A 17536-nucleotide genomic window follows, 5' to 3' on the forward strand; every position below is an offset into this window, starting at 1 on the left:
AAGAATGTCTATTAAACAGGGCTAAAGGACTTACTACGGCCTGTTGCTGCTTCTGTCTACCTGTTTGTACAGGTCACGCATCATCAAAACATCAGGGCGCGGCCTTCATCGGTTCCTTTTGCCACTCTCAGCAAATGGCCCCCTATAGTAAAAAGTTAATATCCTTTGCCCCGGGTGTCAAATCCGGCCTTGGAGTATCCTCTAATCTCAATTAGTTTTGTCATTGGATATCTTAGTGACCACTCTAACAGAAAGTGCTTTCAAATGGCAAAGAACATTACAAATCCTGAAAAGGATTTCGCGAAATGGTACCAGGATGTAATCCGTGAAGCGGAGCTTGCAGACTCCGCTCCAGTACGGGGATGTATGATAATTCGCCCTTATGGATACTCAATATGGGAGAATATTAAGGAGAACCTTGATGCACGCTTCAAGGAGACAGGACATAAGAACGCATACTTTCCTTTGTTCATACCTGAGAGCTTCATAAAAAAGGAAGCAGAGCATGTGGAAGGTTTTGCCCCAGAGCTGGCCATTGTCACCCACGGCGGAGGCAAGAAACTTGAAGAACCCCTGGTCATCAGGCCTACTTCCGAAACCATTATAAACCATATGTTCTCCAAATGGATCAACAGTTACAGAGATCTGCCCATGCTGCTTAATCAGTGGGCAAATGTAGTTCGATGGGAAATGCGTCCCAGGGCGTTCCTCAGAACCACTGAATTCCTCTGGCAGGAAGGGCACACCGCCCATGCGGATGAAAAAGAAGCCAGGGAAGAAACCCTTAGAATGCTGAGAGTATATACTGATTTCGCGGAGAATGTAGCCGCGATACCCGTAATACCCGGAAGAAAAACAGAACGGGAGAAGTTCGCCGGCGCAGTGGACAGTTATACAATAGAAGCCATGATGAGCAACGGCTGGGCCCTTCAGAGCGGAACAAGCCACTACCTTGGAACAAATTTCGCCAGGGCATTCGATACGATGTACCTCGACAGCAACAACGAACAGCAATTCGTGCATCAGACCAGCTGGGGTGTGTCCACAAGGCTTGTCGGGGGCGTGATAATGGTTCATGGTGATGAAAACGGTCTGCGTCTACCTCCCAAGCTTGCACCTGTTCAGGTGGTTATAATTCCAATAGCTAGAGATGATTCCGCTAGGGCTGAGGTTATGCAGGTTGTTGACGGTATCGGGAATGACCTCAAGACAAAAGATATTCGGATTGAGGTGGATAACCGTGAGGGTATGAGTCCCGGCTTCAAATTCAATTACTGGGAAGTCCGTGGAGTTCCACTGAGGCTTGAGATAGGGCCGCGTGACCTGGAAGAGGGACATGTAACGGCGAGTCCGAGGAACAAGCCGGGCAGAGATGGTAAATTCACCATTCCTCTTGAATCCGTTGTGGATAGAATTCCGGTGCTTCTTGATAAAATCCAGGACGAAATGCTTGATGAAGCGATCCGGAAGAGGGATGCAAGGACTTATTCCGTTGAAAGCTTTAATGATTTCCGCGAAGCCATAGTGAACAATCCCGGTTTCTACAATGTATGGTGGGATGGCAATACTGAAGATGAGGCAAGGCTGCAGCAGGAAACCAAAGCCACAGTAAGATGCATCCCCCTCGAACAGCCGGATGGCTATGGGAAATGCATCATGACCGGCAGAAAGACAAATACAAGAGTTGTTCTGGCCAGAGCTTACTGAAATACATCAATATTACTCAGACTCTGTTATATAAATGTGTAATAATGCATGAATGCAAGACCTGACCCTGGACGCTAGAAAATCGCATAGATGAAAGGCGCCAGAGCTGATCCCTGTGCAAATATGATTATCAGGCTGAGCAGCAGCAGCACCACTATAATCGGAGCCAGCCACCACTTTTTACGAACCTTGAGAAAATCCCAGATCTCTTTTGCATGTCCCATATCATTTTTCCATCCTAATAAGGTTTATCAGGTCTGCCGCAGGGTCCATCATCATCGACATTCAGCCAGTAAGATACTGTTTCTTTGCGGGAACGAATACGGAGTGGATCCTTTCCCAGAAGACGTATTATAAGCCCTGTGGGAACAACAGCGATAAAAAACACAAGTGTGAGAAGAATATTCGTCATAACAAAGCCCATGATGGCAGCCAGCTTCATCCAGTATTTTTCCAGAGGTCCCAGAATTCCGGGAAATAGTAAGGTAATAAACAAAAACAAACCCGATAATCCTGCAGAGAAGGGCCATACAGGCTTGTTTCCAAGGCAGAGCAAAAGCGCCATAACAGCAAAAGCTCCTGACATTGTCAGACCGAATTTCCGATGTATGCGTATCTGTTTCATAATGATATTCTCATCAGTCCAGTTCGTATACCTTTCTCCAGTCCTTGTCTTCCAACAGTTCAGGCTGTTCGATCTTGCGGAGCAAGCAGTTACCCAGAGCAAGCATATCCATCCCGGTTCGCATAAAACAGAGATATGCGTCCTGTGGTGAGCATACGATCGGTTCTCCCCTTACATTGAAGCTCGTATTTATAATTATTCCATAGCCCGTTTTCTTCTTGAATTTCGAAATCAGACTGTGATATCTCGGATTGTGTCTACTGTCTACAGTTTGAATGCGGGCAGAATAGTCGACATGAGTTATTGCCGGAATATCCGATCTCGGAATTCTCAGCTTTTCCATTCCGAACAGCTGTTTTCCATCTTCGCTCACATCTTTCCTGTGATCTCTGCGTACAGGCGCAACAAGAAGCATGTACGGGCTCGGTTCTTTAATCTCGAAGTACTCTTCTACATCCTCAATAAGTACAGATGGAGCGAAGGGTCTGAAGGATTCCCGATACTTGATTTTCAGGTTCATTAATGACTGCATTTCAGGATTTCTGGCGTCTCCGATAATTGATCTGTTTCCGAGAGCTCTAGGTCCAAATTCCATTCTTCCGGAAAACCAGCCAATGACTTTGCCATTTGCAAGAGCGTCGGTTACTTCTTCCGAAGCACTTGCATCATCAAGCCTTCTGTATGGATAGTCCTTCTTCCGGAGCCAGGATTCAATTTCATCATCACTCCAACATGGTCCCAGATACGATCCGTTCTGGATGTCGTTTACACCATCAGCCTCCCGGTCTTTACCCAGAACCTGGTGCCAAACAAAGAGAGCGGCTCCAACAGCACCCCCTGCATCACCTGCAGCAGGTTGAATCCAGATATTATCGAAGATACCTTCTCTCAGGATTTTACCATTCGCAACACAGTTCAGGGCAACTCCTCCGGCAAGGCAGAGATTTTTCTGCCCGGTTTTCGCTCTTACATGCCTTGCTGTTCTGAGGACAACTTCTTCGGTAACGGCCTGAACAGAAGCAGCCAGATCCATGTCCCTTTGTGTGATGTGCTTCTCCGGGATTCTTGGTGGTCCTCCGAAGAGTTTGTGAAACTTCCGGGAAGTCATGGTAAGACCTTGGCAGTAGTTGAAATACTTCATATTCAATCTGAAGCTTCCATCCTCTTTCAGGTCCATGATATTATCGAGAATTGTCTGTACGAAACGAGGTTCGCCATATGGCGCGAGGCCCATGACTTTGTATTCACCGGAATTTACTTTAAAACCAGTGTAGTATGTAAACGCAGTGTACAGGAGCCCCAGACTGTGAGGGAAGTGTAACTCATGCATGAGCTTTATTTGATTGCCCTCGCCGATTCCCCACGAAGCGGTTGCCCATTCACCGACACCATCCATTGTTATGACAGCAGCCCTGTCAAAGGGGCTGGGGAAGAATGCTGATGCTGCGTGTGATTGATGGTGTTCGGGATAGAATAATTCTCCGTTGAATCCCTCAAGATTCTTTCGGATGCGATCTCCCATCCAGAGTTTTTCCTTCAGCCAGAGGGGCATTGATTTCAGAAAGGATGGAAGACCTGATGGCGCAAATGACAGATATGTCTCAAGTAATCTCTCAAACTTCAGAAAAGGCTTGTCATAAAACGCAGCGTATGTAAGTGAATCCGCGGTTATACCGCCTTCTTCAAGGCAGTAATTAATAGCATTTACAGGGAATCTGTGATCGTGCTTCTTTCTGGTGAAGCGTTCTTCCTGAGCTGCCGCAATAATTTTGCCATTGTGAACCAGACATGCTGCAGAGTCATGGTAAAACGCGGAGATTCCAAGAATCCACGTATTGATAATATTCCCCCGGATTGTATTTCAGAGTTGACTTTGTCATATTCAAATTGCTGAAGAACAATAAATCTCTAACTCAGATCACAGAATCGAAAATATAATGAACAAAGATTACATAAGTAATGCTAAGGTTGAGAAAGAACATAGCGAATTGAGAAAAACTGCTAGTTCAACTGCTCGTATCTCCATAATAGCAGTTGGTGTTCTTCTTATAGGCACTGCCATTCTTGCAGACTTATTTAAATTGAGTGGACCTGGGATTGGTCGCGGGCAGGTAATCATTTGTCTTCTAGGGCTTATTATTACTTCTGCGGGATTAATAAGACGTCCTATTCAAGCGTATAGAACCCTTGCATTAGTAATCCTTAATACGATTGTCCTGCTCATACTTCTTGAGCTGATCGCGACTGTGGTTCTTAGGTTCTACAGCAGCTCTGATGATCGAGTGAAAGAATCTGTTCGAGATGGAATTGCTCAACTATACGGACCGGAATATTCACCCTACGTAGTGTGGAGAGAACGTGAGCATACTGAAGAACACCTAACAATACTGGAAAACGGTCGGAGGTTGACAGTTGGCACGTCGAGGAGTCCTGATGCATTTGAAGTTTTCTGTTTCGGAGGTTCCACTATGATCGGTTGGGGAATTTCCGATAGTGTGACGATACCCTCTTTGTTGCAGGCAGAACTGGACAGCATTCTGGATATTCCCGTCCGGGTAGAAAATTTTGGTCAACAAGCATACGTGAATACTCAGGAGTTAATAGAGCTGATTCTGCAACTGAGGAAAGGCAGGAGACCGGATTTAGTCATTTTTTATGATGGAATCAACGATACATACTCTGCATACCAGTCCGGTGTTGCCGGAGTGCCTGAGAATCTTGCTGAAATTATGCAGAAATTCGGGGACAATTCAGATAATCAATATGAGCAATCCTTGTTATCATCAATAGTATCCTATAGTAACTTGTTTAAACTTGTTAAAGAATTCATTCCACAATCCAGTGCTTCGGAAAGTGCCATGTCAAGAATAATCAATTATCACACCATGGGTACTCAGGCTGATAGCTTGGCTGCGGAAATTGTGGAAACGTACCTCAGTAATTGCGAGATTGTATTAGCTCTCGCAGATGCGTACGATTTTGAACCGTTGTTTTTCTGGCAACCCGCTCTTGGAGCTGGTGCAAGTAAAATATGCACTGAACGTGAGATTGAGGCACTGAATGGAATGGAGCCTGCATTGACTGATCTTGTAAATACCACATGGAATGAAGCCTACAATGTAGGGAATTCTCAGTCAGTCTATCATTACATAGGGGATTGCTTTGACGGATTTGAAACCGAACTTTACGCTTTCGATGATTTCTGCCACCTAAATGCGGAAGGAAATCAGATTATATCTTCACTTATGATTGATTATATGATTAATGACTCTCTTATACCTATTCCGGTGTGCATGCCATAGTAAAGGCTAACGAGATAATCATGGAAAACTTATTAATCTGTTGTTAGAAACGGAGATACTTCTTTCAAATGACATAACCATATCTGACATTTGACATTTCCCGGATCTGAATTAAAATCAGGCTGCTGAATCACGGTAGAAAGCGGAAATCCGAGTATCCAGACGCTGATTGAAATTCCCATTAGGGTTGTGTAACAATATCACGTTAATTAAATTCAGTACTTCAATGAATAGATACCAGCTTCCTGAAGCAACTACAATGAACGGGAAATATAATTAAGAATCATGAACTAAACGATGCAACTGTTAAAATCATCAGAATTATCGCTATCTCATCTGGCTGTCTGCTTTTGCTGGCTGCAATGCTCTCGAATACGATTGGATTAAGTACAAGCGCCAGCTTGAGCATGAACCAGGTCTATTTTGCTGTTGCGGGTATCATTCTAGTGATAAGCGGGTTTCTCGGTCGTCGATTTCCGGCGTTTCACTCAAGTACTGCAAAGATACTTCTCAATACCGCTATTGCTGTAGTTCTCCTTGAGTTTTTATCACTTGCAATTGTAAAAGTGATCGATTCTGATAGATTCAATATCAGAGCCCGAAAAATCGAGGAGTGTCATCCCGAAGAACTTAAGAGTGCGGTTGTATGCGGTCGTTACGCGCCTTTTGTCGTATGGCGAACCAATCCCATCATTAATTGTGATTCGATTACCATCAGTGAAGATGGCTACCGTTTAACTCCAGGAGCTTCGCGCAATTCGGATGCTTTCAGGGTTTTTATGCTGGGTGGTTCAGCTATGTGGGGTACGGATGTATCTGATTCTTGCACAATAGCTGCATACTTGCAGAGGGATATCAGTGAATTGATTGACAGACCTGTCGCAGTAAGCAATCTGGCTCAGATAGGATATTCCTCCACGCAGGAGCTGATCGAACTGATGCTTCAGCTAAGAAACGGCAATACACCTGATCTGGTAGTATTCTATGATGGTTTCAATGATGTGTGTTGTGGTTTCGAGAACGGTGCTGCAGGAGTTCACGCTTCACTGGAATCAATTGCAGGAAGGGTCGAGGGAACATCTGAGGTGCTGGGGATTCTGCCTGTATGGAAAATTTTGCTAAGCAAAACAAATACGTGGCTTCTTATGACGTCACTTCAAACAAAGGGAATCTTACCGGAAGAAACACAGGAAGTCCCCACTTACAGAACAATGGGAATCAATTGTGATTCGCTTACCTCAGAAATTGTCAGTATCTACTACGGTAACTGTCGAGTTGTAGAAGCGCTTGCTGATTCTTACGGATTCGATTTCCTGGTTGTCTGGCAGCCGACTATATGGAGTGGAGACAAGCATCTTACTGATCAAGAGAAGGAATATGTCAAAGTCGTAGATCCATTTTTTCCTTGGGGAGGAGATCCGGCATTCAGAGAGCTGCTTGAAGCAAGCTACGATTTGTATGAAGAATCAATAACTGATTCGACTCGATACTTCTCATTCAGAAACATTTTCGATGGAACTGAGGATGAAGTGTACATTGATTATTCCGGATCACATATCACAGCAGAAGCTAATGAGATGATTGCGGATACGATTTTCAAAATATTATTAGAAACGGAGATACTTCTTTCGAATAATTTGCGGTAGGAATGCCAGTTACCTGAAGCCGCCGCACAGCCCAAACAACGTTTGTATCCTTGAACCAGGTCTTGACTGGGATATTGTCTGGGTAAAGGAAATTAGGAATCTAAGGGATGAGGATGAGGCGAACTTACAACTATTGCAAAGGTTACAATACCTGTTATGAAAAATTCAGTGTGCCGGGAATTTTTTATCCCCGGCATACTGTGATGATTTGATTTTTTATCTAACGTGAGCAGTGGAGTTTGGGATCTCCTCGAACATCTGGCATTCAAGACCGGGAACATTATTGTAGAGGAATTCCTCTATCCTTCCCGCGAATTCAAGCCTGTTGGCCTCTATAGCAAAACCGTGCCCTTCGTTATCATAAACCACGTAGTATACTTCGTTGCCGTTCTCTCTTAGAGCTTTCACCATCTGATCCGATTCCGCCTGTACCACTCTCGGATCGTTCGCGCCCTGAATTACCAGCATGGGAACGGTGATATTCTCGACGAAATACAATGGAGAGCGTTCCTTGAGCATCAAAGAATCATCCTCCATATCACCAATCCTGATATTCATCATAGCATCCAGTGGCTTCCAGTACGGGGGAACGGTTTCCCTGAAGGTAATGAGGTCGGATGGTCCGAAGAAATCCACTCCTGCACAGTATAGATCAGGGGTGAACGTCACTCCGGCAAGAGTGGCGTAACCACCGTAGGAACCTCCCATTATTACTACTCTTTCAGGATCAGCTATTCCCTGTTCAATCGCCCAGTTAACAGCATCTGTAAGGTCATCCTGCATCAGTCCGCCCCACTCTTTATTACCGGCGTTGAGATGCTCTTTTCCAAAACCGGTTGAAGCCCTGAAATTCACCTGCAGAACGGCACAGCCCCGGTTAGCGAGCATTTGAGCGAAAGGTTCGTAACCGAAGTAATCCCTTGCCCAGGGACCGCCATGCACGTAAAGAACCATGGGAAGAGGTTCATCACCTACATTAAGGGGAAGTGTCAGATAGCTGGGCAGAATAAGTCCATCATGTGCAGGAATAAGAACGGGTTCGATTTCTGCCAGCTGGTAATCATCAAGGGCGGGAATAGCATTGAAAAGGTATGTCATTTTCTGCAGTGTTCTGTCGTAGAGATAGTATATGGCAGGGCTCTGTGGAGTGAAATACACCACTATCCATGTGCTGTCAGCATTATCTCTGGAAGTGATCCCGAAATCCCCCGGATAGAATTCACCCAGGAAATCGTAATCACCCTGAATCGAAGAATCAAGCACTTCGACGTTCCTTCGGAGGTAATGGAAGCTGACTGCCCTGGGCTCACCTGTGAAGGGGTCAAAGGAAACACCGCCCACATCCGCAAGAGAATCGTGAGCGATTTCAGTTATTTCTCCGGTATCCAGATCCTGGTAGAAAAGCGTGGTCGTGTTGGATTCAAGGTTGGACTCGTAATAAAGGCCCCTGCCATCCTCGCTGAAACGCTGGGGACTTACCGAATCAAGGGCGGAAAAGCTGACGAACTCTTTCCATTCGGTAGAGCCGGCATCTTTCAAATAATATGCTATGGTTCCATCGTCAGGGTTGATGGTGGCCATTCCTCGAATATTCAAATCTTCGTCGGTCATATAACCAAGAATCATACAGCCGTCTTCGGTCGTTCCCGGGTTTTCCTGAAGCAGAGTAAGCTCCCCTGTCTCGAGGTCACAGGAATAAACATCGAAGAACATAGGATCGTTCCGGTTCATTTCGATGATTACCGTATTAGGCTGATCCCGGTCAGTTGCGCTTACGTAGGCTTTTACTTCTTCAAAAGGAGTAAGGTCAGTTACTTCTTCAGTTTCAACATTCAGTCTGTACACATGCGTATTCTCTTCACCTGCCTGATCCTGCATGTAGAGGATATCTATACCGTTTTCCGCCCAGAAATAGTTGGTCACACCGCGATTTGTATCGTATGTGAGCTGCCTGGCTTCGGATCCATCGGTATTCATAACCCAGAGATTAAGAACGCTGTCAACCGGAGCGATGTAAGCAATCTGATCACCATCGGGAGAAAGTTGCGGCCTTAATCTTTCAGGATTGCCGAATAGAACAGATCTGGGAATAAGATCAGCCGCTCCTTCGGATTCAACGTGTTCAATAACAACATCGGAATCTTCCGGTACGACCGGAGCTCCGTTCTCCCCGCATGCGACCAGCAGAATCAGACCTATAAGAATCATTATCACACTGTGAAGTGATCTGCTTTTCATCTTGTGTTTCCTTTCCTTGAACATGGTTTGAATTAACCCACTAATTTTATCCGGTAATACAGATGTCACAACTGGTTCGCTATGGTGTTACTGTCGTAACCTTTGCTGTGACAACACAAGGACGAACAAAATAGGGGTACTTTTCCTTCCGCCTCTTTATGTCTATCATATAAGAAGAAATGTCCAAATCCAAAATTTATTCAAGAGAAATGGAGTATATGTATGCCAGGCAACATGTTCGATGATAAAGGCAGACTGAATATCCCTGAAATAAAGCATAATGAAAAGAAAACAATCAAGGCTGAAGTCGTGGTCAATGCGGCATACTGCCCGATGGGGCATAATCTGATCTCAATTGATCACGAAGTATCCGGTTTTCCTGGAATCGTTGTGAAATTTCGCGGCAGAAAAAGCGGAATCGGACTTGTTTCCCTTTCATCACTATTCGGAGATACGTCCTACACTGTGATAGAGGGAGATGCAGATCCGGATGAACCTCTTGATCTTTCATGTCCCCACTGCGGAACGGAGCTGGATATTCTGTCAAGCTGTCCATGCGATCCGGAAGCAGTAACTGTTATGTGCTATCTTTATCCAAAAAAGGATCCACTCCAGGCAATTGCTTTCTGTAATGTACTTGCCTGCCCTAACTCGGCTATCATCAGATCAGGTGAGGTCATTCGAATGCTTTCGGAATCACACCTTTAAACAGTTACTATGAAGGGACAGTACAAACACAGTACAAGAGTTGTTGCCGGATATATGGGATCGCTGCTTTTCATACTGGGTTTCATACTTCTCATTCCTCTGCTTTTCGTTCTTGTATTCAAAGGTGGAAATGAGTCTGGAAAAACGCTGATCGCCTTTCTTCTTCCTGCGATTACAGCCCTTATCTCAGGCTTTTTACTGCGAACAAAGATCGGATACAAAGAACCGAACAGCACACAGGCAATGCTGATCTGCGCTATGGGCTGGCTCGTTCTTTCAGCGGTTGGAGCCCTTCCATTTGTTATCGGTATTGGAGCAAGTTACATCGACGCGTACTTCGAAACTATGAGCGGCTTCACCACCACCGGAATAACGATGTTCACGGGGCTGGATTCGATGCCCCGCAGTATTATTTTCTGGCGCAGCCTCACACAGTGGGTGGGAGGTCTGGGAATACTTACATTTTTCCTTGCCGTTTTATCGAGAATCCCGGGCGCTCACCTTCTTTTCGGGGCGGAAAGCCACAAGATAAGCTCCGGAAGGCCCGTTCCGGGAATGCTGAACACGGTCAAGATTCTTTGGATAATTTACTCGAGCTTCACCATTCTTATCATCGTACTTCTGATGTTGAGTGGCATGTCCGCCTTTGACAGCGTGAATCACAGTTTCACGGCCCTTTCCACGGGAGGGTATTCACCTTACGATGCCAGTATAGCTCACTTTTCATCGTTGCCGGATGTCAACTATGTGATGATAGAGTACGTTCTGATTCTGGGCATGATTCTTGGAGGAACAAGCTTCCTTGTTCATTACAGAGTGCTCACGGGAAGGATCAAGTCCCTCTGGGAAGATTCGGAGATGAAACTCTGGTGGGTTCTAATAGGCGGATTCACTGTTCTTGTTCTGCTTGATCATTTATTCCTGTCCCCACTTGGTACCGCTGGAGCCGCAGCCGAACCGGCTGTAAGAACTTCCCTCTTCCAAACGGTTAGCATCATAACAACAACAGGATTCGGTACGCAGGACATAACGAGCGCTTTCTTCGGAACGCTGGCAAGACAGCTATTTCTTGTGATGATGGTGATAGGGGGGTGCGTGGGTTCAACCGCCGGTGGTATTAAAGTTCAGCGAGTAGTTATTCTGACGAGAATAGCCAAACAGCAGATCCGGAAATTAGTAGTACCAAGAAGCGCAACCAACCGGATAGTCATTGACGGAAAATTCCTGGATGAAAGTGAAATCCACAGGGTTTCGGCAATATTCTTCATCTGGATGGGACTCCTTGTCTTCGGTGGCACGGTAACCGCGGCGCTGTCATCACTTGACGGATACGCGTCCTTTTCCGGGATGTTCAGCGCGATGGGTAATATCGGCCCCTGTTTCATTTCCGTTAATCAGATGGGAACACTGAACCCGATAATAAAAATCGTATATATCTTCGGTATGCTTGCCGGAAGGCTGGAAATTCTTCCTCTCCTGCTTCTTTTCAGCCCGAGGGCATGGAGGGTATGGTAGGATAATGGAGGTTTATAAATGCACATAGTAGTCGCCGGAGCCGGACTCATAGGAAGGGAGCTCACAAGAAAACTGCTTGATCATAAACACGATGTTGTGGTAATTGATATAGAGCGAAAAGTCTGCGACAATCTCTACGCTGAAACTGGAGCCCTTACAGTAAACGGCAACGCAACGAATCTCACCACACTGAAGGATGCAGGCATTCACAGAACAGATGTACTGCTATGTCTGATGAGAAATGATGTGGACAATATTTCCTGCTCAATCCTGGCCAAGAGCCTGGGAGTACCAAGAATTCTTGCACGTATGCGCGATACCGTATACGAAAACGCTTACGAGCTTTCAGGAGTGACAAATATCGTAAGGGTAGCCGATCTCCTGCTCGATCAGCTGATGATGGAAATAGAACAGCCTCCAGTAAAGAGAATCATGTCACTTGGAGGGGGCGACGCGTACGTTTACGCTGTTCATATTCCGAAAGGGGCTCCATGCATAGGCAAATCGGTAAAGGATATCGCGGGAGCCGACGATTTCCCGAAAGAGAGCCTTTTCATGGGAATATATCAGGAAGAGAACGAAAAATTCCAGATACCCAGGGGGAATTACGTTTTAGCGGAAAATGATACCGTTTTCGTCATTGCCCACGCCGGTGACATTCAGCTGATAGCCAAAGTCCTTGGGACAGTGTAGTGAGCCTTACTGACACAATCCGCATGAGACAGAACCTGAATGCCTGAGAAGAAATCGATGAGCAAAAAGACACGTCTGCAGAAAGCCATCACAACGCTTGAGGAAAAAAGGGATGAGCTGGGAAGCGAAATCGTTGATATCGCTCTGATTCCCCTCCGAGAAAAGCTTGAAAGCATCAGTAACAGCAATGAAAAAAAATTGCGGAAATACGTTACCGTCCTCTTCGCGGATATATCGGATTTCACTAAAATATGCGAGTCACACGATGCAGAGTACGTAACGGAGGCGCTTAATTACCTCTGGACCGCCCTCGACTCAATTATCATCAAGCACGGTGGTGTAATAGATAAACACATCGGTGACGCCGTTATGGCCCTCTGGGGAACGGAAACCGTTCGAGAGAACGATACGGAGAGAACAATAAAGGCAGCTCTGGAAATGCAGGCTTCAGCGGAAAAAATCCTTCCTGACCCGGAAAAGGGAATCCCAAAATTCAAAATGAGAATAGGAGTGCATTCCGGCCCTGTCTTCCTGGGCAGAATCGGGCTTAAGGGAGAATATACTGCGATGGGTGACACCGTGAATATTGCATCAAGGCTTTACTCCTCGGCTCCACTTGGAAGCGTCATCGTTTCTCATGACTCTTACGGGCATGTCAGGAACTCTTTTGTTTTTGAATCCAGAGATCCAATTGAAGTAAAAGGTGTTACCGATCCTCTGAAAACCTACGTTGCCGTATCAGCCAATCCCAAAAGATTCCAGCAGATCAACACCGGGATACTGGGTATTGAGACTGAAATGATAGGCAGGGATGAAGAACTCCAGGTTCTGATAAGCGCTCTTGGCAGAACAATGCTTGAAAGCACTCCCGGCATGATTACCATTATCGGTGAGGCTGGTATCGGGAAGTCCAGACTGCTTCATGAATTCAGAAAGAGGGTTGAGCGGGAAAACGATGATATGATTTTCTTCAACGCACGATGCACTCCAGAAATGAAGAACACTCCCTGCTCGGTATTCAGAGATATTCTAAAGTACAGAATGAACGTCAGAGAAAACGATTCAACCGAAGTAGCATGGAAGAAATTCGAAGCGGAGATGGGTGAGTACCTGACAAAGGATGAAGTGCTTTTAGCGTGCCACTACGCAGGATTCGATTTCTCATCATACGAACCGGTCAGAAGACTCATGGGAACACAGGCTCTGGCAGCCACCGGACGTTCCTGTCTGGTAAATTACTTTCGAGGCACAGCAGCCGATAACAGAACCATGATATACCTTGAAGACCTGCACTGGGCGGACAACACATCCCTGGAACTCATAGAACACCTGGCAGGAAATATCACCGATGACAGGCTGCTGATACTCTCCCTTTCAAGACCTCCTCTTCTCGAAACGCATCCTCATTGGGGCGAAGGGCTTCCGCATCGATTCATAGAACTGAAACCTTTGTCCGAGAAATACAGCGGTGATCTTACAAGAGAAATCCTTAAAAAAGTGGACAGCCTTCCTGTGGATATCACCAACCTTGTTGTTTCGGGTTCCGGGGGCAACCCGTTCTATATGGAGGAACTGATAGCGATGCTTATGGAAGATGGCGTTATCGTAGCAGGAGAAGACAAATGGACGGTAAAACCCGGATCAATGATCAGAAAAACAGTTCCCTCCACTCTTACGGGCGTTCTGCAGGCCCGGCTTGACAGCCTGCCAGACGAGGAAAAGCAAATGCTTCAGAAAGCATCCGTAATTGGAAGACTTTTCTGGGATCTTGCGCTGGAAAACCTGTATAAGAAAACCACAGATATCGATTCGATGCTTTCTCTGCTGCAGTCCAGAGACCTGATACATGGAAACGATAATTCAACATTCACGCTTGCGCGGGAGTATCTTTTCAAGCACGCGATACTCAGGGATGTAACATACGATACCGTTCTTCTTGAACTCAGAAAAACGTACCACCGCAAAATCGCGGAGTGGATTGTCAATAACAGCGGAGACCGTGTTTTTGAGTTATCGGGCCTGATAGCCGAACATTATGACAGGGGCTGTGACCGGAAGAATGCCCTTGAATGGTTATTAAAATCCGGCAGATCCGCTTATTCAACAAGCTCTTTCGCGGAAGCTTTATCCGCGTTCCAGAGGGCTCTTTCCATCGTCCCGGAAGGCAATGAAAACCTGTCGCAGCTTCACCTTGATACCGGCAACACGCTTGAGAAGCTGGCAAAATACGATGAAGCCTGCGAGCAGCTGGAACGGGCACTGGAAATCGCGGAGGAAGAGGATGAACAGGATATCGCAGCGAAGTCACTGCTTACTCTAACCTGGATAGCAATCCTCAGGGGTCAGATAGATCATGCAAAAGAGCTGAGTCTCATGGCTTTCGAAAGGGCTGAAAAATCCGGCAGCAAATCAATTCTGGCCAAAGCTACAATGAGAATGGCGGATTTCGATAACGAGAAGAACTACGATAACGTTTTATCCTATTACAGGAAAAGCTACCGGATCTATAAAGAGATCGGGGATATCAACGGAACAGCCATCACACGGCTTAACATGGGCAACGTAGCCATGAGCTTCGACCAGCTTCAGGATGCTGAGGAATACTACACCGAAAGCCTGAAAACCTACGAATCACTGGGTAATCAATGGGGAATTGCCAACTGCCTTGGAAACCTCGGCAACGTTTCGCTAATAGGAAATGATTACAACAAATCCCGGGAACTACATAAAAGGAGCATCGCTATCTCAAGAAAAATCGGGGACCGCGAAGGTGAGGTCATTTGTAACCTCAACCTGGGTCACGATACGAAAGGGCTGGGAAGCCCTGAGGAATCGAAAAAACACTACTGCAGAGCCCTGAAAACAGCTGCTTCGCTTGGCCTTCTTCCCCTTGCCCTCTCTGCGCTTCATGAGTTATCGAAAATAATGCTTGATAATAGGGAGCTGGAAAATGCCGCGTTAGCCCTTCTATTCATAAAGGAGAATGAAGAAGTATTTCTGGTTGAAGGAGAATCAACTGATATCGACGGACTGCTCAGCAATGTTCTTGATAAGCTGCCGGACAGAGCAAAAGGCGAGATCAAAGCCTCGGCTGAATCACTTGAACTGGTAGAAGTTGCAAACAGAATTCTTCAAAAAATAGGGACGGAGGCTTTTTAATCATAAATGCTAAATAATAGGATGTTTACTCACAGACTTAAGTGTTGATTATTTGCGTATTCCAAATAAATTCCCTCCGTCCCTATTTATTCACCTCTTCATCTATCTGTTTCTGCACCCTGTTGAACAGGTAATCGCCCTCGAAACCACCGGCACTCAGAAGAGCTCTTGTCAGATCCTGTGTGGTTGTTTCAAGCTCTTCCATAAACTGCCCCTGGGCAAAATAGCGTTTGCCCTCGCTGTCATTTTTATCAAAGAGGGCATTCAGTGACTCCTCTATCATCTGATCAAGACCCCACAGCTTGATGTGAAGGAGTTCGTGCACAACGACCTCTTCAAGATGATCAGGATCAAGCTCGAACCTTACCATCAGCGCTGCCATCCTGTTGCTGGTGTCTATTTTAACATCACCGGACTTACGCCATTCCTTTCGCACGATTACCGGACGAATGTCCCAGTCGCTGAGACTAAGAAGTGGTTTCCACTTCTCCAGGCATTCACCTATCATTTTTTCATCTACCGGTTTCATATTGCTCAATCCTCTTTCTAAAGCGGCACAATAACTCTGCCAAGAAAAATGTCCGATTCATCGCTTCCATCAGGGGTATGCTCGCCAACTATGAAATATTCTCCCTCACCCATCTCATATACAAAACGCGGGTTCTGATCTCCATGTTCTTCGATGAGAAACCCGATGATTGATTCCCCGGTGGCGTCAAGATTCGCGATAAGCACGTCCATATCGATTATTTCAAATTCGTAATCACCCTCCACTCCGGTCCATCCTGTCAACATTAAACCGCCTTCGGGTACAGGCTCCGCAGAAACAAACGAAGTATGATCCTGGTACCAGTCCTCCCTGCGCCAGACTTCTTCTCCGGAGGAATCCAGGCATACCAGGATACCCCGGTACGCGAACCGGCCACCGGTTTTGTCGAACCCACCCGAGCAGAGGATGTTTCCATTATCAAGTTCGGTGAAATCACTGAAACCTGCGGCATATTCACAATCCAGCTCTATCAAACTTTTCCAGACTTCTCTGCCGCCGGCATCGAGTCTGTATATGTGAATACCTTCCGAGGGAAAGTAGTCTTCCCTGTACATCAGGATGCAGCCACCGTCATCCAGAAGTTTCAGCAGACTTCCATCCAGAACATAATCCCGCGATTCGAACAGTTTTATCCGCCAGATAACTCTTCCATCCAGATCCATTGCGGCGACAAATAGTGAACTTATCTGTTCGGAAGTCCTGCTGCTGCCGACGAGTATCATCAGGTCCGTACCCGAGGGTTCAATGGAAGTAATCCGATCTACCGAATCATCCGGGAAAAGGCCGGAAAGGCTGATGGTATTCACATCATCCGGACTGGTCAGATCAACTATCTGGAACTCAACATCAAAGATTCCTGACCAGTGACCGTAAGCAATAGCCACAATGCTTTCATCAATGAAGCCGGGAAGTAACCACTCCGCCTGATCGATTTGATCGGAAAGCAGTTCGGTTCTGCTCATGATTTCTCCCGCGTTGTCCAGCTCCAGCAGCCATAGTTCCCTGCCGTCTTCCGTTAATGAAGAAAATACGAGCTTGAAGCTTGAACAATCATCTGACATTATGCAGTCGAGCAGAATATCGTTACCCTGATTTTCGATTACGCTCAGACAATCCCACTGAAGCGTGCAGTCAGGGATATCTCCAGATACAATTCCCGCAGTCAGCAGGAGCAGCGCGGCAAAACAAACTCTCATTCTTAACCTCTCCTTCGTATAAACCGATTCGGATTTTGTAATACATGGAGAAACTGATGAATCGGTATCCGTTTTAAAACAACTCAGAACTCCGGCCATCCTGAGGTGAGAATGGGTTGCCCGGAAGATTCCTATACTGATTCAGGACCAGTTCCCCGAGCCGAAGTAGAAGATCACCAATAGTGTGTGTGTTTTAT

At 46.0% G+C, this 17536-nt stretch carries 13 protein-coding genes; 7 read left to right on the forward strand and 6 right to left on the reverse strand.

Annotation, left to right across the window (positions count from 1 at the left end; translation table 11 throughout):
- The first annotated feature begins 264 nt into the window (after positions 1–264).
- The gene (gene proS, locus K8S15_03870; protein ID MCD4775171.1) at positions 265–1707 is read left to right on the forward strand and encodes a proline--tRNA ligase; all 1443 of its coding nucleotides are present in this window, start codon (positions 265–267) and stop codon (positions 1705–1707) included.
- Between the two features lie 74 nt (positions 1708–1781).
- Here the strand turns inward: proS and K8S15_03875 are convergent, their stop codons facing one another.
- From K8S15_03875 to K8S15_03885, 3 genes are read right to left on the reverse strand one after another with little or no spacing between them, the layout of a single operon-like run.
- The gene (locus tag K8S15_03875) at positions 1782–1931 is read right to left on the reverse strand and encodes a DUF5989 family protein (GenBank protein MCD4775172.1); all 150 of its coding nucleotides are present in this window, start codon (positions 1929–1931) and stop codon (positions 1782–1784) included.
- A gap of 14 nt (positions 1932–1945) precedes the next feature.
- Positions 1946–2332, reverse strand: a complete 387-nt coding sequence (locus K8S15_03880) for a hypothetical protein (protein ID MCD4775173.1) — start codon at positions 2330–2332, stop codon at positions 1946–1948.
- Between the two features lie 13 nt (positions 2333–2345).
- The gene (locus tag K8S15_03885; protein MCD4775174.1) at positions 2346–4172 is read right to left on the reverse strand and encodes a carbamoyltransferase; all 1827 of its coding nucleotides are present in this window, start codon (positions 4170–4172) and stop codon (positions 2346–2348) included.
- 97 nt (positions 4173–4269) lie between these two features.
- Here K8S15_03885 and K8S15_03890 point away from each other — a divergent pair, with 97 nt between their 5' ends.
- Entirely contained in the window at positions 4270–5634 is a 1365-nt protein-coding gene (locus K8S15_03890; GenBank protein ID MCD4775175.1) for an SGNH/GDSL hydrolase family protein, read from the forward strand.
- Positions 5635–5996: 362 nt separating this feature from the next.
- Positions 5997–7280, forward strand: coding sequence for a hypothetical protein (locus K8S15_03895; protein MCD4775176.1), 1284 nt, complete (start codon positions 5997–5999; stop codon positions 7278–7280).
- A 216-nt stretch (positions 7281–7496) separates the two neighbouring features.
- Here K8S15_03895 and K8S15_03900 read toward each other — a convergent pair whose 3' ends face one another.
- Entirely contained in the window at positions 7497–9518 is a 2022-nt protein-coding gene (locus tag K8S15_03900) for a S9 family peptidase (GenBank protein MCD4775177.1), read from the reverse strand.
- Positions 9519–9740: 222 nt separating this feature from the next.
- Here K8S15_03900 and K8S15_03905 point away from each other — a divergent pair, with 222 nt between their 5' ends.
- The 4 genes from K8S15_03905 to K8S15_03920 are packed head-to-tail and all read left to right on the forward strand — an operon-like array spanning position 9741 to position 15593.
- Complete coding sequence (locus tag K8S15_03905) at positions 9741–10226, forward strand: hypothetical protein (GenBank protein ID MCD4775178.1); 486 nt, start codon at positions 9741–9743, stop codon at positions 10224–10226.
- 9 nt (positions 10227–10235) lie between these two features.
- Positions 10236–11741 (forward strand): TrkH family potassium uptake protein, encoded by a 1506-nt coding sequence (locus tag K8S15_03910; GenBank protein MCD4775179.1) that lies wholly within the window; start codon positions 10236–10238, stop codon positions 11739–11741.
- Positions 11742–11759: 18 nt separating this feature from the next.
- The gene (locus K8S15_03915) at positions 11760–12434 is read left to right on the forward strand and encodes a TrkA family potassium uptake protein (protein ID MCD4775180.1); all 675 of its coding nucleotides are present in this window, start codon (positions 11760–11762) and stop codon (positions 12432–12434) included.
- Between the two features lie 57 nt (positions 12435–12491).
- On the forward strand, positions 12492–15593 hold the full coding sequence (locus K8S15_03920) for an AAA family ATPase (protein MCD4775181.1): 3102 nt from the start codon (positions 12492–12494) through the stop codon (positions 15591–15593).
- An 82-nt stretch (positions 15594–15675) separates the two neighbouring features.
- On the opposite strand, the gene K8S15_03925 is transcribed toward K8S15_03920, so the two are convergent.
- Together K8S15_03925 and K8S15_03930 are read right to left on the reverse strand one after the other, a co-directional pair.
- Positions 15676–16122 carry a hypothetical protein gene (locus K8S15_03925; GenBank protein ID MCD4775182.1) on the reverse strand — a complete coding sequence of 149 codons (447 nt, stop codon included), beginning with the start codon at positions 16120–16122 and terminating at the stop codon, positions 15676–15678.
- A 17-nt stretch (positions 16123–16139) separates the two neighbouring features.
- On the reverse strand, positions 16140–17339 hold the full coding sequence (locus K8S15_03930; GenBank protein ID MCD4775183.1) for a hypothetical protein: 1200 nt from the start codon (positions 17337–17339) through the stop codon (positions 16140–16142).
- Positions 17340–17536 lie beyond the last annotated feature (197 nt).

This window comes from Candidatus Aegiribacteria sp., assembly GCA_021108005.1.
Lineage (GTDB): Bacteria > Fermentibacterota > Fermentibacteria > Fermentibacterales > JCC-6 > Aegiribacteria.